Origin of the sequence: Kitasatospora sp. NPDC056800 (assembly GCF_042789775.1) — a bacterium.
GTDB lineage: Bacteria > Actinomycetota > Actinomycetes > Streptomycetales > Streptomycetaceae > Kitasatospora.
The window spans coordinates 1-18648 of the sequence record NZ_JBHUAL010000190.1; the positions used below are offsets into that span (position 1 = coordinate 1).

The 18648-nt window shown below is 72.9% G+C and carries 18 protein-coding genes; 7 read left to right on the forward strand and 11 right to left on the reverse strand.

Annotated features, from left to right (window positions below; translation table 11 throughout):
• Positions 1-85: 85 nt before the first annotated feature.
• On the forward strand, positions 86-2167 hold the full coding sequence (locus ACFRQN_RS31695; protein ID WP_074002534.1) for a tetratricopeptide repeat protein: 2082 nt from the start codon (positions 86-88) through the stop codon (positions 2165-2167).
• Here the strand turns inward: ACFRQN_RS31695 and ACFRQN_RS31700 are convergent.
• Positions 2095-2934 (reverse strand): helix-turn-helix domain-containing protein, encoded by an 840-nt coding sequence (locus ACFRQN_RS31700; protein WP_380743736.1) that lies wholly within the window; start codon positions 2932-2934, stop codon positions 2095-2097. The two genes, ACFRQN_RS31695 and ACFRQN_RS31700, sit on opposite strands and share 73 nt — an antisense overlap.
• Positions 2935-3002: 68 nt before the next feature.
• Complete coding sequence (locus ACFRQN_RS31705) at positions 3003-3791, reverse strand: SDR family NAD(P)-dependent oxidoreductase (RefSeq protein ID WP_380743738.1); 789 nt, start codon at positions 3789-3791, stop codon at positions 3003-3005.
• A gap of 195 nt (positions 3792-3986) precedes the next feature.
• Here ACFRQN_RS31705 and ACFRQN_RS31710 point away from each other — a divergent pair, with 195 nt between their 5' ends.
• Positions 3987-4649 carry an NADPH-dependent F420 reductase gene (locus ACFRQN_RS31710; RefSeq protein WP_380743741.1) on the forward strand — a complete coding sequence of 221 codons (663 nt, stop codon included), beginning with the start codon at positions 3987-3989 and terminating at the stop codon, positions 4647-4649.
• 28 nt (positions 4650-4677) lie between these two features.
• Here ACFRQN_RS31710 and galK read toward each other — a convergent pair whose 3' ends face one another.
• On the reverse strand, positions 4678-5805 hold the full coding sequence (galK, locus tag ACFRQN_RS31715) for a galactokinase (protein WP_380743743.1): 1128 nt from the start codon (positions 5803-5805) through the stop codon (positions 4678-4680).
• A complete protein-coding gene (gene galT, locus ACFRQN_RS31720) occupies positions 5802-6980 on the reverse strand; it encodes a galactose-1-phosphate uridylyltransferase (RefSeq protein WP_380743745.1) in 1179 nt (392 codons plus the stop codon). Before galT ends, galK begins: the two co-directional genes overlap by 4 nt.
• 111 nt (positions 6981-7091) lie before the next feature.
• Between galT and ACFRQN_RS31725 the strand changes: the two genes are divergently transcribed.
• Complete coding sequence (locus tag ACFRQN_RS31725; protein WP_380743747.1) at positions 7092-7919, forward strand: DeoR/GlpR family DNA-binding transcription regulator; 828 nt, start codon at positions 7092-7094, stop codon at positions 7917-7919.
• 14 nt (positions 7920-7933) lie between these two features.
• On the opposite strand, the gene ACFRQN_RS31730 is transcribed toward ACFRQN_RS31725, so the two are convergent.
• From ACFRQN_RS31730 to ACFRQN_RS31750, 5 genes are all read right to left on the reverse strand, one after another.
• Entirely contained in the window at positions 7934-8998 is a 1065-nt protein-coding gene (locus ACFRQN_RS31730; protein WP_117487024.1) for a LacI family DNA-binding transcriptional regulator, read from the reverse strand.
• Positions 8999-9071: 73 nt separating this feature from the next.
• On the reverse strand, positions 9072-10919 hold the full coding sequence (locus ACFRQN_RS31735) for a glycoside hydrolase family 36 protein (RefSeq protein WP_380743749.1): 1848 nt from the start codon (positions 10917-10919) through the stop codon (positions 9072-9074).
• Between the two features lie 2 nt (positions 10920-10921).
• Positions 10922-11749, reverse strand: a complete 828-nt coding sequence (locus ACFRQN_RS31740; RefSeq protein ID WP_053111977.1) for a carbohydrate ABC transporter permease — start codon at positions 11747-11749, stop codon at positions 10922-10924.
• Entirely contained in the window at positions 11746-12711 is a 966-nt protein-coding gene (locus ACFRQN_RS31745) for a carbohydrate ABC transporter permease (RefSeq protein ID WP_380743751.1), read from the reverse strand. The genes ACFRQN_RS31740 and ACFRQN_RS31745 overlap by 4 nt, the downstream gene beginning before the upstream one ends.
• On the reverse strand, positions 12708-14054 hold the full coding sequence (locus ACFRQN_RS31750) for an extracellular solute-binding protein (protein WP_074002528.1): 1347 nt from the start codon (positions 14052-14054) through the stop codon (positions 12708-12710). The genes ACFRQN_RS31745 and ACFRQN_RS31750 overlap by 4 nt, the downstream gene beginning before the upstream one ends.
• A gap of 440 nt (positions 14055-14494) precedes the next feature.
• Here ACFRQN_RS31750 and ACFRQN_RS31755 point away from each other — a divergent pair, with 440 nt between their 5' ends.
• Positions 14495-15088, forward strand: coding sequence for a hypothetical protein (locus tag ACFRQN_RS31755; protein ID WP_380743753.1), 594 nt, complete (start codon positions 14495-14497; stop codon positions 15086-15088).
• A 103-nt stretch (positions 15089-15191) separates the two neighbouring features.
• Here ACFRQN_RS31755 and ACFRQN_RS31760 read toward each other — a convergent pair whose 3' ends face one another.
• Positions 15192-16430 carry a radical SAM protein gene (locus ACFRQN_RS31760; RefSeq protein ID WP_380743756.1) on the reverse strand — a complete coding sequence of 413 codons (1239 nt, stop codon included), beginning with the start codon at positions 16428-16430 and terminating at the stop codon, positions 15192-15194.
• A gap of 20 nt (positions 16431-16450) precedes the next feature.
• Positions 16451-17182: a hypothetical protein gene (locus ACFRQN_RS31765; RefSeq protein ID WP_380743759.1), complete on the reverse strand. Its 732-nt coding sequence runs from the start codon at positions 17180-17182 to the stop codon at positions 16451-16453.
• A 145-nt stretch (positions 17183-17327) separates the two neighbouring features.
• Between ACFRQN_RS31765 and ACFRQN_RS31770 the strand changes: the two genes are divergently transcribed.
• From ACFRQN_RS31770 to ACFRQN_RS31780, 3 genes are read left to right on the forward strand one after another with little or no spacing between them, the layout of a single operon-like run.
• The gene (locus tag ACFRQN_RS31770; protein WP_380743762.1) at positions 17328-18104 is read left to right on the forward strand and encodes a DUF5753 domain-containing protein; all 777 of its coding nucleotides are present in this window, start codon (positions 17328-17330) and stop codon (positions 18102-18104) included.
• 28 nt (positions 18105-18132) lie between these two features.
• Positions 18133-18381 (forward strand): DUF397 domain-containing protein, encoded by a 249-nt coding sequence (locus ACFRQN_RS31775; protein ID WP_380743765.1) that lies wholly within the window; start codon positions 18133-18135, stop codon positions 18379-18381.
• Complete coding sequence (locus ACFRQN_RS31780; protein ID WP_380743767.1) at positions 18378-18596, forward strand: DUF397 domain-containing protein; 219 nt, start codon at positions 18378-18380, stop codon at positions 18594-18596. The genes ACFRQN_RS31775 and ACFRQN_RS31780 overlap by 4 nt, the downstream gene beginning before the upstream one ends.
• The last annotated feature ends 52 nt before the right edge of the window (positions 18597-18648 follow it).

Sequence of the window (18648 nt, forward strand, 5' to 3'; positions counted from 1 at the left end):
GCCCGATCCTCGGGCGGCACGGCAGCGCCGTTTCCCGCACCCATAATGGAGGCCGGTTCAGCGGGTCGGCGGTGGGGGCAAGCAGGTGCAGGGCTGGCAGGTCAGGAACGGGATCGACGGCAGCACCACTGTGCACGGCGGCGTGCAGCAGGCCGGGGAGATGACCTTCCACCAGTACGCGGCGCCGGCCGCCCCGGTGGAGTGGCCGGTGGTGATCGGGCGGATTCCGCCGAAGGCGACCGCCTTCCAGCCCCGGGAGCAGCTGCGGGAGGCGATCGACGAGGCGCGCGGGCAGTACGGGACGGTCGTGCTCAGCCAGGTCCTGGCGGGCGGCGGGGGCGTCGGGAAATCCCAACTCGCGGCGCACTACGCGCGCGAGGCCGTCGAGGCGGGCACGGACCTGGTCCTGTGGGCCGACGCCGCCGAGCCCTCCGCCGTCACCGAGCTGTACGCCCGGGCCGCGATGGCGGTCCAGGCGCCCGGGACGAGCAGCGATGCGGCCGAGCAGGACGCCGAGCGCTTCCTGGCCTGGCTCGCCGCCACCGAGCGCGGCTGGCTGATCGTTCTCGACAACACCACCGAGCACACCCCCGAGGAGCTGTGGCCCGTCACCAGCCGGGGTGGCCAGGGGCGGGTCATCGCGACCACCCGCCACCGGGGCGCGGCCAGTACAGGCGGCGACCGGGCGCTGGTGGACGTCAGCACCTACTCCCCCGCCGAGTCGGCCGCCTACCTGGGCGAACGACTGGAACGCGCGAAATGCGCCCGCTTCCTCGACGAACACGCGGCCGAGCTCGCCGAGGAACTGGGCCACCTGCCACTCGCGCTGGCCCACGCCGCCGCCTATATGGTCAACACCCGCCGCAGTTGCGGCCGTTACCTCGAACTCTTCCGCGACCGCTCACGCAGCCTGGACACGGTCCTACCAGCCCGCACCGGCGTCGACGGCTACCGGGGACCGGTGACGGCGGCGCTGCTGCTGGCCCTGGACGCGGCACAGCAGGAGGAGCCGGTCGGGCTCGCCGGGCCGGCCCTCCAGTTGGCGGCACTGCTCGACCCGGCCGGGCACCCGCAGGGGCTGTGGAGCACCGAGGAGGTGCTGGAGCATCTCGGCAGCGTTCGCGGCACGCCCGTCACGGCCGACGACGCGCTGGACGCGCTCGCCGTACTGCACAACTACAGCCTCGTCACGCTCACGGAGACCGCCGACCGGGAGGTGACCCTGCACGCGCTCACCGCCCGGGCTGCTCTGGACATCGGTCCGGATGTGCCGGAAGCGTGGCTCGCGGCTGCCGATGCCCTCGCCGAACTGTGGCCGAGTGCGGATTACAGCGCGCAGGGCTTGGCCGCGACACTCCGGGCCAACACCGGCGTGCTTGCCGGGCACCGCACCTCCGACCTGATTCGACCGTCGCGGGGAATTCACCAGCTCTTGTTCTACTGCGGGATCAGCCTCATCGAGGCGGGCCTCTACACCGCCAGCATCCGGTACTGGAGCAGCCTTGCCGCAGCGAGCGAGCGGGTTCTCGGCATCGACCATCCGGACACCCTCACCGCCCGCAACAACCTCGCCGCCGCCTACTCGGACGCCGGGCACACAGACGAGGCCATGCGGCTCCAGGAGGAGGTCCTCGAAGACCGCCGGCGTGTCCTCGGCGACGACCATCCCGACACCCTCACGACCCGCAACAACCTCGCCGTCACCTACCGGGGTGCCGGACGTACCGACGACGCCGTCAGCCTCTTGGAACAGGTCCTCGAAGACCGCCGACGCGTCCTCGGCGACGACCATCCGGACACCCTCACCGCCCGCCACAACCTCGCCGTCACCGAGTCGGAGACCGGGCGGATCGACGACGCCGTCGTCCTCCTGGAGCAGGTCCTCGAGGACCGCCGGCGCGTCCTCGACGCAGACCACCCCGACACCCTCCTGACCTGCAACAACCTTGCCGTCATGTACTGGGAGGCCGGACTCCGGGACCGATCGCTGGAGATGCTCCGCCAGGCAGTGGCTGATCTGGACCGCGTCCTCGGACCGGACCATCCGGACACCGCACTGGCCACGGAGAACCTTCGTGACCTGACCCAAGGACCTCAGCCCGACGCCGCCCACGACAGCAGCACCCGCAGCCCGTCGTCCGAGGCCGAGCCCGGGTCGGCGGTGTAGGTGACCAGCGCCTGTCCGGAGTCGTCGGCGGGCCGCAGCGTGTCGTAGGCGAGGTCGAGCGTCCCGGCGAGGGGGTGGCGGAAGGACTTCCGGCCGGAGGTCTTGTCGGCGACCGGGTGGTCGGCCCACATCTGGCGGAACTCCTCGCTGCCGAGGCAGAGTCGGCCGACCAGTTCGGCGAGCAGGGGGTCGTCGGGGCGGCGGCCGGCTTCGAGGTGGAGGAAGGCGACGTTCTCGCGTGCGCAGCCCGCCCAGTCGGCGTAGAGCTCGCGGGAGGCGGGGTCGAGGAAGGTGATGCGGGCGATGTTGCGGTCCTCGACGGGCAGGGCGCCGTAGTCGCCGAACAGGGCGACGGCGGCGCGGTTCCAGGCCAGGATGTCCATCCGGTGGCCCATCACCACGGCGGGGGTGTGGTGGAGCTGTTCCAGCAGGTGCAGCAGGGAGGGGCGCGGCTGCTGGCGGACGGCGGGGCGGCGGCGCGGCCCGGGCGTGGGGCGGGCGAGGCGGTGGAGGTGGCCGGACTCGTCGGGGGCGAGGCGCAGGGCGCGGGCGACGGCGTCGAGGACGGCGTCGGACGGGTTGCCGACGCGGCCCTGTTCGAGGCGGGTGTAGTAGTCGACGCTGACGCCGGCGAGGTGGGCGAGTTCCTCGCGGCGCAGTCCGGCGACGCGGCGGCGGCCGCCGTAGTCGGGGAGGTCGACGTCCTCGGGGCGCAGGCCGGCGCGGCGGGTGCGGAGGAATTCGCTCAGGGCGCTGCTCGGGTTCACGTCATGGATTCTCACCCGGACGGGTGCCGCCGTGCCTGGTCCTGCCAGGACCAGGCACGAAGAGGCACTCAGCCGGTCAGCGACGGGAACGCCGGGACGAGCCCGCCGTCGATCACGACGTCCTGACCGGTGATGTACGAGGAGCGCTCGGAGAGCAGGAAGGCGACCGTCTCCGCGACGTCCTCGGCGGTGCCCAGCCGGCCGAGCGGGACGTGGCGGCGGATCGGCTCGTGGTCGGCCGGGTCGGGGACGGCCGCGTGGAACATCTCGGTGACGATGTAGCCGGGGCTGACCGAGTTGACCCGGATGCCGCGCCCGGCCAGTTCGCTGGCGAGGGTGCGGGCGAGGCTGAGGACGGCGGCCTTGCTGGCGGCGTAGACGGCGGCGCCGGGCAGGCCGCGGTGCGGGGTCCAGGAGGCGTTGAGGACGACCGATCCGCCGCCGGCGGCGTCCAGCAGCGGCAGGGCGTGCTGGACGGTGAAGAACACGCCCTTGAGGTTGGTGGCGACGATCCGGTCGAACTCGGCCTCCGCCACCTCGCCGACCGGTTGGAAGCCGGCCACGCCCGCGTTGGCGAAGACCCCGTCGAGGCGGCCGTACCGCTCACCCACGGTGTCGGCCAGCCGGGCGAGGTCGGCGGGTACGGAGGCGTCGGCGCGGACGGTGAGCAGCCGGTCGCCGGCGTCGAGGCGGGCCGCGGCGCGGGCGAGCCGGTCCTCGTCGCGGCCGGTGACGACGACCCGGGCGCCGGTGCCGAGGAGGTGGCGGGCGGTGGCGAAGCCCATGCCGCTGGTGCCGCCGGTGACGAGGACGGCGGGGGCGGTGGGGGCGGTGGCGTCGGAGGAGATGTTGTTCATGGCGTCCACCCTCGGGACCGGCGCCGGGCCGGCACCAGGCCCGGTCCGACCGTGGGTCCCGGAGGACCACCCTCCGAAAGACACCTCTGGAGAACGGCTCCGGAAAACCGCCCTCCCGACCGGGAATCGGAGCGATCACCGGGTGGTTGGGCCAAGGCGACGGTCCACTACGGCACTCGCGAAGAAGGACTTCCCATGAAGATCGGCATCATCGGCGCGGGCAACATCGGCGGCAACCTGACGCGGCGGCTGACCGCGCTGGGGCATGAGGTGGCGGTGGCGAACTCCCGCGGCCCGGAGACGCTCAAGGCGCTGGTCGACGAGACCGGGGCGACGGCGGTGACGGTCTCCGAGGCCGCCCGCGGGGCACAGGTGGTGGTGGTGACGGTGCCGCTGAAGAACGTGCCGGACCTGCCCGCCGGGCTGCTGGACGGCGCCGCCGAGGGCGTCGCGGTGATCGACACCGGCAACTACTACCCGAAGGAGCGCGACGGCCGGATCGACGCGATCGAGGACGGCGGGCTCACCGAGAGCCGGTGGACGGAGCAGCACATCGGGCACCGGGTGGTGAAGGTGTTCAACGGCACCTACGCCCAGGACCTGCTGGAGCGTCCGCGCCCGGCGGGCGACCCGGAGCGGCTGGCCGTGCCGGTCGCCTCGGACGACGAGGCGGCCAAGCGGGTGGTCCGGGCGCTGGTCGACGAGTTGGGCTTCGACACCGTGGACGCGGGCGGCATCGACGAGTCCTGGCGCCAGCAGCCGGCCACCCCGGTGTACGGGCTGCGCGCCGGTGTCGAGGCGGTCACCCGGGCGCTCGCGGAGGCGTCTCCGGAGCGCCCGGCGGCCCACAAGGCCTGACCCCGCCGAAGGAGGCGGAGCCGGCAGCTCAGCGGAGCCGGCGCGCCCCCTCCGCCGGGACGGCGGTGAGGGTGCGCGGCTCCGCGTACCCGGCCGCGCGGAACGCGGCGGTGACCTCGGCGGCGACGTGTCCGGCCGCGTCCGCGTCCACCAGGGCGATGACCGAGCCGCCGAAGCCGCCGCCGGTCATCCGCGCGCCGTGGGCGCCGGCGGCCACGGCGGCCTCGACGGCGAGGTCGGTCTCCGGGCAGGAGACCCGGTAGTCGTCGCGCAGCGAGGCGTGTCCGGCGGTGAGGATCGGGCCGAGCGCGGCGGGGTCGCCGGCGTCCAGACCGGCGACCGCGTCCTCCACCCGGGCGTTCTCGGTGACCACGTGCCGCACCAACGGGACCAGCTCCGAGGGGAGTTGGGCGAGTGCGTCGGCCAGACCGGACGGCTGGAGCGAGCGCAGCGCGGGCAGCCCGAGCAGGGCGGCGGCCCGTTCGCAGCCGGCCCGCAGCGCGGCGTAGGCGCCGTCGCCGAGGTCGTGCTTCACCCGGGTGTCCAGGACCAGCAGGGCGAGGCCCGCGCCCGCCAGGTCGACGGGCACCTGACGCATCGTCAGATCCCGGCTGTCCAGGAACAGCGCGACCCCGGGGCGGCAGCACATGGAGGCCATCTGGTCCATGATCCCGCAGGGCACGCCGACGAAGGCGTTCTCGGCCCGCTGTGCGAGCACCGCCAGTTCGACGGCCGAAAGGCCGAGCCCGTACAGGTCGTTGTAGGCGGCGGCGACGACGCACTCCAGTGCGGCGGAGGAGGACAGCCCGGCGCCGCTGGGCACGTCGCTGTCCAGCCGGAGGTCCGCCCCGCCGACCGGGTACCCGGCCTCGCGCAGCGCCCAGACCACCCCGGCCGGGTAGCCGGCCCAGCCGGGCACGGAGCCCGGCGCGAGGTCGTCGACCGGGAGCGCGACGAGTTCCCGGCCCTGCGCGGACCAGAGCCGCAGCAGTCCGTCCCCGCTGCGGGCGGCCTGGGCGCGGACGGTCTGCGGCAGGGCGATCGGGAGGACGAACCCGAGGTTGTAGTCGGTGTGTTCGCCGATCAGGTTCACCCGGCCGGGGGCGGCCCACTCCCCCTCGGACGGACGGCCGTACAGCTGCTCGAAGTCGTTCATGCGGTGGCCTCCCGCAGCCGGCGGGCCGCGTGCTCGGGGGTGACGTCGTTGACGAAGGCGTCCATGCCGGATTCCACCCCGGCCAGGTACTTGAGCTTGTCGGCGGTGCGGCGGATGGTGAACAGCTCCAGGTGCAGGGCGAGTTCGTCCCGCTGATCGACGGGGGCCTGGTGCCAGGCGGAGATGTACGGGGTGCGGCCGGTGCCGAAGAGCCGGTCGAAGCGGCGCAGCAACTCCAGGTAGAGGGTGGGGAATTCGTCCCGCTGGTCGGCGTCCAGCGCGGTCAGGTCGGGCACCCGGCGGTGCGGGTACAGGTGCACCTCGTACGGCCAGCGGGCGGCGAAGGGGACGAAGGCCGTCCAGTGCGTCCCGGCGAGGACGACGCGCTCGCCGTGGGCGCGTTCGGCGGCGAGCAGGTCGTCGAAGAGGTTGCGGCCGGCGGTGGCGCGGTGCTCGGCGGCGCGGGCGGCCATCCGGGCGGTGCGCGGCGCGGTGAAGGGCAGGGCGTAGATCTGGCCGTGCGGGTGGGCGAGGGTGACGCCGATCTCGGCGCCCCGGTTCTCGAAGCAGTAGACCTGCCGCACGCCGGGCAGAGCGGAGAGTTCGGCGGTGCGGTCGGTCCAGGCGTCCAGGACCAGCCGGGCACGCTCGGGGGTGAGGTCGGCGAAGGAGGCCTCGTGGTCGGCGGTGAAGCAGACCACCTCGCAGCGCCCGGCGCCGGGGCCGCTGGTCCACAGGCCCTCGGCGGCCCGGACGGGCTCCGCGGGCGGGCCGGCCAGCGAGGGGAAGCGGTTCTCGAAGACGGCCACCTGGTAGTCCGCGGCCGGGATCTCGCTGTGCCGCCCGTCCCGGGACGGGCAGAGCGGGCACTCCTCGGGCGGCGGCTGGTAGGTGCGCGCCTGGCGGTGGGCCGCGATGGTGACCCAGTCGCCGGTGGCCGGGTCGAGCCGGACCTCGGAGCCGGGGGCCTGCGGGTCGAGCGGCCGTTCGTCCACGGCGTCGCGGCGGGCGGCCGTGCCGCCGTCGCAGGCCGTGCCACCAGCGCAGGCCGTACCGCCGTCGCAGGCGGCGTCGCCGGCGCAGGCCGCGCCGCTGTCGTAGTAGATCAGTTGCCGACCGTCCGCGAGGGTGGTCACGGTCCTGACGGTGGGCTGGGTCAGGGACGTCCCGGGCATGGCCCTTCTTCCTCTGAGCTCTGAGTGGAACACCGGAATCAACAGAAAGCTACAATCTCAAACATTATCCACCAGGACCACGCACCGGACGTGGTCGAAGGAGGCCTCCCGATGGCTGACAGCGCCCAACCGCTCGCCGGACAGCGCCGCGTGCTGATCCTGGAGCGGATCCGCGCGCGCGGCGGGGTCCGGGTCACCGAACTGGTCCGCGACCTCGGGGTCTCGGACATGACGGTCCGGCGCGACCTGGACGCGCTGGCCCGCCGCGGCCTAGTGCACAAGGTGCACGGCGGCGCGGTCCGGGTCGAGGCGCCGGCCACCGGCGAGCCCGGGTTCGAGACCAAGGCGCACTGGGAGCTGCCCGCCAAGGAGGCGATCGCCCGGGCCGCCGCCGCGCTCGTACCGCCGGGCTCGGCGGTCGGGCTGGCCGGCGGGACGACCACCTACGCGATCGCCCGGCGGCTGCGCTCGGTCGAGGGCCTCACCGTGGTGACCAACTCGCTGCGGATCGCCGAGCTGCTGGAACAGCCCGCCGAGGACGGCACCCCGTCCACCGCCACGGTGATCCGCACCGGCGGCGTGCGGACCCCCTCGGACGCGCTGGTCGGGCCGGTGGCCGACCAGGCGATCCGCTCCCTGCACGTCAACCTGCTGGTCCTGGGCTGCCACGGCCTCTCCCCCGAGGCCGGGCTGACCACCCCGAACCTGGCCGAGGCGGAGACCAACCGCGCCTTCCTCCGCTCGGCCCGCCGGGTGGTCGTGGTGGCCGACCACACCAAGTGGAACGCGGTCGGCCTGGCCTCCTTCGCCGACCTGGACCAGCTGGACGTCCTGGTCACCGACGACGCCCTGCCCGCCGAGCAGCGGGCGGCCGCCGCCGGACTGGTCGGCGAGCTGATCGTGGCCGCGACGGCGGACCACACGGGCCGAACCGGCTGACGGATCCGAAGGATTCAGCCGGGCCGACCCGAACTCCCCCGCACCACCAGCTCGGTGGGCAGTTCCAGCCCCTCCCCCGCCGCCGTCTCCCCGCGCACCTGGTCCAGCAGCCGGCCGACCAGCGCCGTGGCGATCGCCCGCAGCGGCAGCCGGACCGAGGTCAGCGCGGGGTGGAGGTGGCGGCAGAGCGGCGTGTCGTGGAACCCGGTGACGGCCACCCCGCCGGGCCCGACCACCAGCCCCTCCGCCCGGACCGCCTCGTACACGTCCAGCGCCAGCAGGTCGCTGCCGGCCGCGAAGGCGGTGGGCCGGTCGGGCCCGCGCAGCAACGCCCGTACGGAGGCCACCACGGACCCCGCGGCCGCCGTACCGGAACTCCCCGCCCCGGAAGCCCCCACCGCCACCGCGGACAGGCCCAACCGGCGTGCCTCGGCCAGGAACCCGGCCCGCCGCGCCGCCATCCAAGGCAGCTCCTCGGCGGCCCCGAGGTAGCCGATCCGGCGGTGGCCGAGCGCCGCGAGGTGCCGCACCACCTCGGCCATCGCCGCCTCGTTGCCGATGTCCACCCAGCGCTGGGGCTCGCCGGGGCCGGTCCGGCCGAAGCTGGCGAACGGGACGCCGAGCCGGGCCGCGTGGGCGATCCGGACGTCCTCGTGCAGGACGTCCGCCAGCACCAGTCCGTCCACCTGACGGGCCGCCACCAGTTCGTCGATGGCGGCCACCGGGTCGGCCGCGCCCTGCCCCGGTCGGAACAGCAGCACCCGCTGCCCCGCCGCCCCGGCCGCGTCGACCAGGGCCTCCAGGAAGCCGGCCATCAGCGGGTTGGGGTCGAGCGGGTCGTCCACCGGGGCGAGGTAGCCGAGGGTGCGCCGGGCGCCGCTGCGCAGCGAGCGGGCCGACTGGTCGGGCTGGTACCCGAGTTCGCGGATCGCCGCGTTCACCCGGTCCAGCGTCTCCGGGCGGACCCGCCGCGGCGCGTTGAGCGCGTTGGAGACGGTTTGCCGGGAGACCCCGGCCGCCCGGGCGACCTCCTCGATCGTGGTGGCGCCGCGGCGCGGCCGGTGCGGTCCCTCGGGCATGCGGTTCTCCAGACGTGGTCGGTGCGCGGAGCGGGCCGGGGCCCGGGGGCCGGCCGGCGGCCCCCGGAGGCGGTCAGCGACGCAGGGTCAGCAGCCCGCCGCGCGGCACCGGGATCACGTCCGCCCGGTCCAGCTCGACCTCGCCCTGCCGGACGATACGCCCCCGGGCGTCCTGCACCGTCACCGCCACCTGCCCGCGGCCGCCGGTGAGCCGGACGTCCGGGTCGGCGTCGGCGTTGGCCACCAGCAGGGTGCGCCAGTCGTCGCCGGAGGCGTCCACCGGCAGCGCGGCGTACCGGGCCACGGCCACCGTGCCGGTGTCGGTACCGGCGCCGGTGCCGCCGCCGGTGCCGCGCGCGGTGACCATCGGGTAGCCGAGGTCCGGGCGGGCCGGGAGCAGTTCGCCGAGCTGGAGGGTGTCGGCGTGCTCGCGGAAGACGCCGAGCCAGAAGGCGATCGCCTCGCGCTGCTCCTCGCTCTGGGCGGCGAGGTCGACGGAGATCTGCGGCACCGAGAACAGCACGTTGATCAGGTGGCAGGCGACCTGCTCGGCCGGTTCCTCCCGGTGCCACATCAGCATGTCGGCGTGGACCGGGACGGGCCCGGCGGCCAGCCGCACGTCGATGGTCCGCTGCCGGTTCTCCTGCGGGCTGAGGGGGCAGTCGGTGGCGCGGATCATGGTGGCGTACGGCCACAGGCCGGGGCTGACGTACGGCTGGCGGTGCTCGATCATCGCCTCCGGGTTCGCGGCGGTGATCCGGCCGCGGATCGCGGCGAGCAGCCGCTCCACGCCCTCGTCCACGCTCGCGCAGTCCGCGCCGGGGCGGGCCGCCGGGGCGTCGTCGCGCTCCGCGGCCCGGGCGAACCAGTCGACGAAGTCCACCTTGAGGCCGTCCATGCCCCACTCCTCGACGGCCCGGACGAGCCGGTCGGTGAGGAAGGCCCGGACCTCGGGGTGGCGCGGGTCCGCGACGATCGCGCCCATGTGGGCGGCGTCGGCCAGCGCGAGGTGGCCGATCTCCCGGTACGCGGCGCTGTCCTTGCCGATGAACGGCAGCGCGTACCAGAGCATGTAGCGCACCCCGAGCTCGTGCACCCGCCGGACGTGGGCGGCGGTGTCGGGCAGCGACACCGGCTCCCAGTCACCGCAGTGGGCGTAGCCGCGGGTGCGGTCGGCGGTCATCCAGCCGTCGTCCACGATGATCACGTCCAGGCCCAGCTCCTTGCCGAGCGCGGCCTGGGTCTCGACGCCCTTGGGGGTGATGTCCTGGTGCATCGAGTACCAGGTGGAGTACGCGGGACGGCGGGCGGCCTCCGGGATGTCGGCCGTACGGCCCTCGCCCCACCAGGCGGCCAGGTCGGCCAGGGCGCGCCCGAAGTGCCGGCGCGAGGTGTCGATCCGGACGGTGAGCCGGTCGGTGGCCTGGGCCCAGAACCGGAACTCGCCGGTCTCCTCGACCACTCCGGCCCCGGCCAGCACGTCCGGGCGGTCCGCCGCGAAGGCGCTCAGGGCGACGTCGCCGGTGCCGACCAGCGCGGCGATCGGCGCGCCGTTGGCCAGCGAGGTGCGGCGCGGGGCGCTCCAGGCGGCGGGCAGCCAGCCGGTGCCGCGCGGCTCGGGGGTCCAGAGGGCGGTGGCGTCGACGCAGGGCACCCGCCACTCGATCCGGACCTCGCCCGGGCCCTCGGCCGTCACCTCCACCACGCCGTCGGCGACGCCGCGGGCCGTGCCCGTGCCGCTCACCCGCAGGTCCAGCCCGTCGGCGTACAGCGGACGCAGGCCGCCGGCGGCGGTGGGGGCGTGCGGCTCCCAGACGTCGGCCGCCGCCGCGCCGGCCGTCGTCCCGCTCGTACCGGCCGTGACCCCGGTCGTGGCGCCGGTCGTGCTCACGGTCGTGCCGGTGTCGTTCGTCTCGGTCATGGTCAGCCCTTCGTGGCGCCGGCCAGCAGGCCGGAGATGAACTGCCGCTGGAGGACCAGGAAGAGGACCATCATCGGCAGGGTGGACAGCGCGGTGCCGGAGAGGATCGCGCCGTAGTCGGTGTTGGACTTGTTGCCGTGCAGCGTCGCCAGGGCGACCGGCAGGGTGTGCATCTCGGGGCTGCGCAGGGCGATCAGCGGCCAGACGAACTGGTTCCAGGAGCCCAGGAAGAGGAAGATCGACAGGGCCGCCAGCACCGGCCGCATGACCGGCACCACCACGCTGAACAGCACCCGGAGTTCACCCGCGCCGTCGACCCGGGCGGCGTCCAGGAGTTCGTCCGGCAGGCTGCTCAGCGACTGCCGCATCAGGAAGATGGCGAACGGCACGCACAGGCCCGGCAGGATCAGCGCCTGGTAGGTGTCCAGCAGGCCGAAGTCCGTCATCATCTTGAACAGCGGTACCAGTACGACCTGTTCGGGCACCACGAGGGTGGAGAGCAGCAGCGCGAAGAGCAGGGTGCGGCCGCGGAAGCGGAACTTGGCGAAGGCGTAGCCCGCGAGCAGCGCCACGACCAGGGCGCCCAGGGTCTGGACCCCCGCCACCAGCAGGGAGTTGCCGACCACCCGGAGCAGGCCGATCTTCTGTTCCAGGTGGCTCAGGTTCTCGCCGAGGCTCCCGCCGGGCAGCAGCTTCGGCGGCCAGTCGAAGACCTCGGTGTCCTTGCGGGTGGCCGAGACCACCAGCCAGTAGAAGGGGGCGATCGACAGCCCGGTGACGCCGGCCAGGAAGAAGGTCAGCGGCCAGCCGCGCAGTTTCTTGAGGTTCACTTGTCCTTCTCCCCCATCAGGCGCATCTGGACGGCGCCGAGCACCGAGACGAGCAGGGTGAGCGCGTAGGCGATGGCGGAGGCGTAGCCGAAGTCGAAGTACCGGAAGCCGTTCTGGTACAGGTACATGGAGACGGTCAGGGTGGCGTTGTCCGGCCCGCCGCCGGTCAGCACGTACGGCTCGTCGAAGAGCTGGAGCGTGCCGATGGTCGAGAGCACGACGGTGAACAGCAGCACCGGGCGCAGCGCGGGGACGGTGATCGAGGTGAAGCGGCGGATCGGGCCGGCCCCGTCGACCATCGCGGCCTCGTACAACTCCCTTGGTATGGACTGGAGTCCGGCGAGGTAGATGACGGCGTTGTAGCCGGTGTAGTGCCAGGTGAGCACCACGACGACGGCCATCCGGGCCCAGACGGGCTGGCCCAGCCAGTCGACGGAGGGCAGGCCGACGGCGTTCAGCAGCCAGTTGACGGCGCCGTCGTCGGCCTTGAGCAGGTAGGCGAACATCACGCCGGTGGCGACCAGGCCGGTGACCGAGGGCATGAAGACGCCGAGCCGCCACACCGTACGCCAGCGCACCAGCGCGGAGTTGATGCCGACGGCCATCAGCAGGGCCAGGCCGAGCATCAGCGGGACCTGGACGACGAGGATCTCGCCGGTGTTGCGCAGGGCCGTCCAGAACAGCGGATCGTCCAGCAGACGCCGGTAGTTGGCGAGGCCTGCGTCGCGGGTGGCGGCGCCGGAGCCGGTGGTGAAGGAGAGCAGCAGCGAGTCGATGACCGGGTAGGCCTTGAACACGCCGAAGGTGAGCAGGGCGGGGGCGAGCAGCAGGTACGGCACGGCGCCGCGGCGCCAGCGGGCGCGGCGGAGCCGGCCGGAGCGGCCGGGCCCCGCGGATCCCTTGGACCCCTTCGATCCCTCGGACCCCTTGGCGAGGGCGGCGGGCGGGCTGGCGGCACTCATGCGATACCGCGTCCCGTCTGCTGGGCGAGCTGCTTGGCGGCGTCCTGGAGGACGGCGGCCGGGTCGGCGCCCTTGAGGAAGACCTTGGTCTGGGCGTCGCTGACGAGCTTGAGGGCGCGGGCGTAGTCGCCGGAGTAGTTGGTCGGGTCCCCGCCCTCGACGGCGAGGTCGGTGAAGGTCTTGAGCACCGGCTGGCCGCCGTAGAAGGCGCTGGGGGCGGCGTACATCGGGTCGGTGTACGCCTCGGTGAGGGCCGGGAAGACGCCGCCCGCGTTGAACATCGTGTTGACCGAGGCGGCGCGGGTGAGCGCGTACTCGACGAACTTCCAGGCGGCGCGGCGGCGCGGGCTGGAGGCGGCGACGGCCAGGTGGGTGGAGTTGACCAGGGCGGTGCGCTTGCCGCCGGGGGTGACCGCCGGGGGCTTGGTGAGGCGCCAGTTGCCGCTCTGGTCGGGGAACTTCTTCTCCAGGTAGTGCGCGACCCAGGTGGGCATCGCGGCCGCCCCGAGCTTGCCGGTCTTCATCACCGGCGGCCAGCTCTGGACGCCGGGGGTGTCGCCGATCAGCCCGGCCTCGTCCAGCCGCTTGATGATCGTCAGGGCCCGCACGGCCGGCTCCGAGGCGACGGTGATCTTGCCCTGGAGGTCGAAGTAGAAGGCGCCCTGGAGCTGCATCAGGCCCTGGAGGAAGTCCAGGTCGGGGGTGGGGTTGGCGGCCCGGTTGACACCGATCAGGGCGATGCCGGGGTTGGCGGCCTTGAAGCGGTCGGCGACGGCGAGCAGGTCGTCCCAGGTGGCGAAGGTCTCGGGGTCGATGCCCGCCTTGTCGAAGTAGTCCTTGCGGTAGAAGAAGCCGAGCGCGTTGACCTCCCAGGGCAGCGCGTAGGCGTGGCCGTCCTTGCCGGTGACGACCGGCCACAGGCCCTTGGCGAACCTGTCCTTGTACGCGTCGGCGCCGAGCGCGGAGAGGTCGGCCAGGCCGCCGGGGAACTTCTCCTGGTAGCCGGGCAGGTAGTCACAGCCGATGTGCAGGACGTCGCCGAGGCCCTGGCCGCCGGCCGCCAGGCCGACGGTGATCTTGTCCCAGATGGCGGGCTCGCCGATGTCCTGGACGTCGACCTTGATCCCCGGGTTGTCCTTCTCGAAGGCCGGGACGATGCCGCGCAGGGCGTCGGCGGCGGTGGCCCAGGACCAGACGGTGATCGTGCCGGTGTCGGCGTCCCCGCCGGCGGCGCCTCCCGAGCCGGAGCCGCCGCCGCAGGCCGCGAGGGAGCCGCCGGCCGCGACGGCCAGCAGGCCGGCTCCGGAGGCGCGGAGAAGGTCGCGTCGGGAAAGGTGTGACATTGCATTCCTCTCGGTGGGGTGGCGCCGGAAGGCTGTGGTGCGAAGGGGGGTGGCGCGAGGGGCGGTGCGAGGGGGTGCTGAGCGCAGGCGGGGGTTGCTCGGTTGTTTTGAACGTTCAAACACACAAAACAAACCAGAACCAAACAGGTTCCAACGAGCGGACACAGCAAACGCCCGCCCTCCCCGTGCCGTCAAGACCTGGAGAGGGGAACGGCGGGCTCCGCAACCGTTCCGTTATCAGCCGGTGGCCCGACCCTGCGGACGGGTCCCGGATCGGTTTCCGGCCAGATTTGTCATGCATCCATCCACTTTCGACCGGCCCCGCCACCCGTCCGACTAGGGTCGCTCCAGCTTCGCGGCACGGCGCCGTACGGCCATCGCGCGGCGCTCCGCGGACCCGTCGATTGGACTGGTGAGTAGTGAACATCAAGCATCGCCACGTGCCCGGTCGTTCATGGACGGCGACGGTCCGGGGCCGGCTCGCCGCCGCGGTGGGGGTGGTCACCCTGCTGGTGGCCGTCTTCACCGGCACGGCCGCCGGCACGGCCACCGCGGCACCGGCGGCGGCACCGGTCGCCGCCGCCCAGGCCTCCCCCGGCTGGGTCTGTCCCGGCACACCCATACCGGACGGCTACGTGATCACCCAGCGCCAGCCGAGCGGGTGCAACAAGGCCGGCGCCTGGTACATCCAGCCCGTGCAGAACGGCATCTGGACCTGCGCCACCTCGCCGATTCCCCCCGGCTACGTGATCACCCTCCACAACGCCACCGGCTGCAGCGGCATCGACTACTGGTACCTGGAAGTGCCCCGCGACGGCCAGTACACCTGCGCGGGCTCACCGATCCCGCCCGGGTACGTGCTCACCGGCCACATGAACTCCGGCTGCGGCAACATCGGCTCGTGGTACCAGCAACTGGCCCGCGTCGGCGAGTACATGTGCCCCTACCAGCCCGTTCCGGCCGGCTTCCGCGCCGGCACCTACAACGCGAGCATGTGCAGCGGCCTCGGGGGCTGGTACCTGCTCGCGGCCTGATCCGACCGTCCCCGGCGGGCACCGCGCAGCGCCGAGCGCCCGGTGCCCGCCGGGGAGTCCGACCGTCCCGCGTCCCGGCCGCCCATCAGCCGCTCACCCGGACTCAGCCTTCCGCCGACGGCAGCTCCCCGTCGGCGCCGGGGAACCGCGTCCCCGGGGTGACCGGGATCCCGCGCGACATGGCCTCGAAGTCCAGGATCGGGTGGGTCAGGATCTCCTCGACCTCGTCGGTCAGGAGGTTGCCCAGGATGAACTCCTCCTCCGCCCCCGACCCGAAGGTGACGACCTGTCCGCTCGACTGGATCATCCAGTTGAGCAGCTCCCGCTCGCTGCTCTCCGCGAGGTGGATCTCCCGGCCGGGGTGGTCGCGCCGGATGCCGTCCACGACCTCGCGGACGTCCTCGACCGCCACCCCGAGCCTGCGGACCGTGTCCGGCGACGCCCGTCGGCCCCACCACTGGAAGATCACCCACTGGGCGACCGAGGGGTGCGACATGATCTCGGCCGCGAGCTCCGGCAGTTGGTGGAGGTTCTCGGCACTCGCCACGGTGTGCACCCGCACCCGGTCGAAGCCCTCGGCGTCGCACAGCGCGAGGGATTCCAGCAGCGCCCGCAGGAGGTTGCTGTCCGGGCTTCGGCGGAACGCCCGCTGCACGTCCGCGGTGACGGCGTCCAGCGGCAGCCGCAGCGAGGACAGCCCCCGGAGCCGGGCGAGCTTCTCGGCGGTGAGCGTGTAGCCGGTGGTGTCGAGGCCGACCTTGAGCCCGGCGGCGATGGCGTGGTCGACGACGTCGAAGATCGGCGGCCACAGCAGCGGGTCGCCGCCGGCCAGGACCAGGTCGGTCGTCCCGTGCGCGGCCAGCTTCCCGATGATCCGGTCCGCCTGGGCGAGGTCGATCTGCTCGGCGGCGAACGGGTTGTAGCAGCCCTGGCAGGACATCGGACAGCGGTTGTTGATCGACCAGTTGACCCGCCGCACGCGCCGGCCCGTACGCGGCCGGTCGGCCCGGCCGCGGATCCCGGCCACCAGGTGGGCCAGACGCCGGGCCTGCGGGAGGGTGGCGTCCGCGAGCAGTTCCTCGGCCCGTTCGACGGCGGCCGCGGTGGCGTTGTTCTGGAGCAGCAGGAACGCCAGGCGCCACCGCATGGCCTCGTCGGCCGGGTCCCGGACCAGGGCCTGTTCGACCCGCGAGGTCAGGGCGCCGAGGTAGCCGGGGTTGAAGTGGGATGGTTCCAGGCGCCGTTGGAAGTCGTCGGCGATCGACCCGCGCTCCAGGGCCCGGTCGTAGCCGGCCCGCAACGGGTGCGGGGGCAGGATCTCCACGTGCTGCCGAGTGGACATGGGATGCTCTCCGGTGGGGGTCAGTTCGAGGCGGACGGCAGCAGGACGACCATCGAGTCGGCGGACGACAGCCCCATGCTCTCGACGAAGACCGCGTCGCGGACGCGCTGCGCGACGGCGGGGTGGGTGGGGGCGTCGAGGTAGCGGGCGGTGGATTCGAGCGGGGTCAGGCCCCGTTCGGCGATCAGGGTGCGCAGGGCCCGCGGGAGGTTGTCGAGGTCGTCGCGTATCCCGGCCAGGTCGAACCGGTCGGCCAGCCGCGTCGCGGCCCTGCGGGCCTTGGCCAGGTTGGTCGGCGGATCCTGGACGGTCGCCTTCGCCAGGTAGTAGGGGACGGGCTGCATCATCCAGGCCAGCGCCGCGCGCGGATCGTCCTCGTCGCCGGGCAGGTCGAAGGCCTCCGGCCCGAGCCCGAGGCCGTCGCAGAACCACTCGGGCCGCATGCTGATCCGGTAGTGGGCGTGGCCGGCCAGCCGGAACGCCGGAAGCCTGGCGATGACGGACGTCGTCTCGATCCCGAAGGTGTCGGAGATCCGCCGCATCCTCCGCCCCACCACCGCCCGGACGTCCGGCACGTGCGCGTCCTCGCCCACGAGGTGGATCAGGTCGAGGTTGGAGACGACGTCTCCGTCCGGCCCGGTGCGGTGGTCGCCACGCGCGAGTGAACCGGTCGCCGCCACCGACATGCCGGTGACGTCGGCGAACTCACGGGCCAACTCCTGGAACAGCAGGGGGACGTCTTCGGGTCTCACGTGGCTCCTCAGGTGTCGGCGGCGGAGGCGAGGAAGAGAGCTTCACGCGCTCTTCCAAGTCCTTTTACATCGTGGAGAGTTCGTATTCAGGCGCGCAGCCTAACAGCGGCTCACCACAAATGGTCACGTTCGCATCAACTACCCCATGCGATATGACCGATACGCCGACAGAATCATTCATATCCGGTCAATCGAAGGCCACTCGACGCACGTAGACCGGGAACGGGTCGGGCCCGACGAACGCGACCGCCCCCACCGCACCGAAGTGGTACAGCCGGTGGCCGATCTCCCCGGCGGCCCGAGGGCCGAACCGGCTGTTGAGGTCGGCAGCCTGGTCCGCGTCCAGCGCGAGGCCGACCCGGACGCGGACTTCCTCGACCTGGAGAGCGATGCCAGGTACATCCAGACGTGGCAACCGCTGGTTCTGCCTGGGCTCTTGCAGACCGAGGACTACGCACGCGCCTCGCTTGGAGCGAACCCGGCGGCCGTCCGCCCCGAACGCATCGACCAACTCGTCAAAGTGCGGATGGAGCGCAAGGGCGTCCTGGTCAAGTCAGAGCCCACGCGCTTCTGGGCGATCATCTGGGAGCCCGCTCTCCGATGCCCGGTCGGTGGAACCAACGTACAGCGCGCACAGTTGGACTACCTGGTAGAAGCCGCACAACGCCCCAACGTCACCTTGCAGGTCGTCCCGCTCGATGTCGGCGCAGTCGCTGGAGCGTGCGGAGCGTTCGTGATGTTCGGCTTCACCGATTCACCGAATCCGGGGGCAGTGTTTCTTGAGACCCTGACCAGCAGCCACTATCTGGAGCAGGAAGCGGAACTGGACGGCTATGGGCTTGTCTTCGACTATCTGAGGTCACCGGCCCTGAATCCGGCCCGGTCGATCAACATGATCACCGCCATCGCGACAGGGACGTGAGTGCGAGATCAGAGAAGAGGGTGAGCACATGACCATGCCGGAGATCTCCGCCCGCGGCTGGTACAAGAGCAGCTACAGCGCCCAGGCGAACGACTGCGTAGAGACCACGCTCGTCGCCAGCAGCGGCATGGCGGTCCGGGACTCGAAGGACGCGAACGGCCCGGCCCTCGTCTTCCCCACCGACACCTGGACGGCGTTCGTCACCGACCTCAAGACCGGCGAACTTCCCAAGCCGACGCGGCGGCTCGTCACACAGATTGCAAAGGAACTCGAATGATCGACCCGAGTCGGGACAACCTGACGCACGCGGCTTGGCGAAAGAGCAGGTACAGCGCCAACCAGGGCAACTGCATCGAGGTCGCCGACGGCTTTACCGGCACCGTTCCCGTCCGGGACTCCAAGGACCCCAACGGCCCTGCGCTCGTCTTCCCCGCCGACGCGTGGTCCGCCTTCCTCGCCGCCCTCAAGACCGGCGAACTTCCCAACACGTGAGCACACCCGCGGGGGGGGGGGGGCCCCCCCCCAACAACCGCACCCCAACCGC

Coding starts and splice junctions, on each gene's coding strand:
- ACFRQN_RS31725 (WP_380743747.1), top strand. CDS start 7,092: ATGGCTGACAGCGCCCAACCGCTCGCCGGACAGCGCCGCGTGCTGATC.
- ACFRQN_RS31775 (WP_380743765.1), top strand. CDS start 18,133: ATGACCATGCCGGAGATCTCCGCCCGCGGCTGGTACAAGAGCAGCTAC.
- ACFRQN_RS31780 (WP_380743767.1), top strand. CDS start 18,378: ATGATCGACCCGAGTCGGGACAACCTGACGCACGCGGCTTGGCGAAAG.
- ACFRQN_RS31705 (WP_380743738.1), bottom strand. CDS start 3,791: ATGAACAACATCTCCTCCGACGCCACCGCCCCCACCGCCCCCGCCGTC.
- ACFRQN_RS31770 (WP_380743762.1), top strand. CDS start 17,328: ATGCGATATGACCGATACGCCGACAGAATCATTCATATCCGGTCAATC.
- ACFRQN_RS31710 (WP_380743741.1), top strand. CDS start 3,987: ATGAAGATCGGCATCATCGGCGCGGGCAACATCGGCGGCAACCTGACG.
- ACFRQN_RS31735 (WP_380743749.1), bottom strand. CDS start 10,919: ATGACCGAGACGAACGACACCGGCACGACCGTGAGCACGACCGGCGCC.
- galT (WP_380743745.1), bottom strand. CDS start 6,980: ATGCCCGGGACGTCCCTGACCCAGCCCACCGTCAGGACCGTGACCACC.
- ACFRQN_RS31730 (WP_117487024.1), bottom strand. CDS start 8,998: ATGCCCGAGGGACCGCACCGGCCGCGCCGCGGCGCCACCACGATCGAG.
- ACFRQN_RS31745 (WP_380743751.1), bottom strand. CDS start 12,711: ATGAGTGCCGCCAGCCCGCCCGCCGCCCTCGCCAAGGGGTCCGAGGGA.
- ACFRQN_RS31750 (WP_074002528.1), bottom strand. CDS start 14,054: ATGTCACACCTTTCCCGACGCGACCTTCTCCGCGCCTCCGGAGCCGGC.
- galK (WP_380743743.1), bottom strand. CDS start 5,805: ATGAACGACTTCGAGCAGCTGTACGGCCGTCCGTCCGAGGGGGAGTGG.
- ACFRQN_RS31760 (WP_380743756.1), bottom strand. CDS start 16,430: ATGTCCACTCGGCAGCACGTGGAGATCCTGCCCCCGCACCCGTTGCGG.